We start from the raw sequence: 856 nt of genomic DNA on the forward strand, positions 1-856 counted from the left end.
CGCGAGTCCGGCGGTGTTTGATGTCTGTGGCTTGCAGAGCGTCTCGGAAAGCGTGGGATCGGTAACAAGATCCGTTGTCCGTGATGACCTCGGTGACAGTGATCCCGACGCTCGCGAAGTAGGCCCGAGCGCGCGTCCAGAAACCGGCCGCGGTTTCCTTGCGTTCGTTCTCGAGGATCTCCGAGTACGCGAGCCTCGAGTAGTCATCGACGGCGTGATGCAAGTAGGCGTATCCAACGCCTTGGTGGCGCTTCCGGTTTCCCGCTTGTCGGCCGAGCTTGCGGTGCCCGCCGCCGGCCGGGATTCGTCCGAGTTTCTTGATGTCGACGTGGACCAGCTCGCCGGGAGAGGCTCGCTCGTATCGGGCTGGGCGCGTTTTCCGGGCAGGGAGTCCCGTTGCTTGATCGAGGTGGCGCAGCAGAGGCATGTGGTAGCGGCGCAGGACTCGGTGCGCGAGCGAGGGGTGCAACCCCAGGTGGTACGCGATGCGGTGCGGGCCCCAGCGCCGGGTGAAACGCAGCGCGATGATGCGTCGCTCGGTGCGTTTCGGGCATTGGATCGGGGAGCTGCGTGGTCGGGAGGAGCGATCCTCGAGCGCCTCGCCGGCCAGAGCCCGGTCGACCCATCTCTTGACGGTCGCGGTGGAGCACTGGACGCGTTCCGCGGCGCGGCGCATGCTCCAGCCGTCCTCGATGACCAAAGCGACGAGACGGCGACGCCCTTCCGGCGTCAGGGGTGCGTTAGCGTGGGTCACGAAAACCTCCGTGTTGCGATGCGAGTGTGGTAACCCACATCCTCACGGAGGTTTTCGTTTCCCTCAAACCATCAAGCGTTCACAACGTCCCAGGTCAATACA

At 64.8% G+C, this 856-nt stretch carries 1 protein-coding gene; it reads right to left on the reverse strand.

Features of this window, described 5'->3' with window-relative positions; all coding sequences use genetic code 11:
• A partial coding sequence (locus ACPYN9_RS17185) for an IS481 family transposase (RefSeq protein WP_424468111.1) occupies positions 1-754 on the reverse strand: 754 nt, incomplete at its 3' end.
• Between the last annotated feature and the right edge of the window lie 102 nt (positions 755-856).

The organism is Pseudoclavibacter helvolus (assembly GCF_049707175.1).
Lineage (GTDB): Bacteria > Actinomycetota > Actinomycetes > Actinomycetales > Microbacteriaceae > Pseudoclavibacter > Pseudoclavibacter helvolus_A.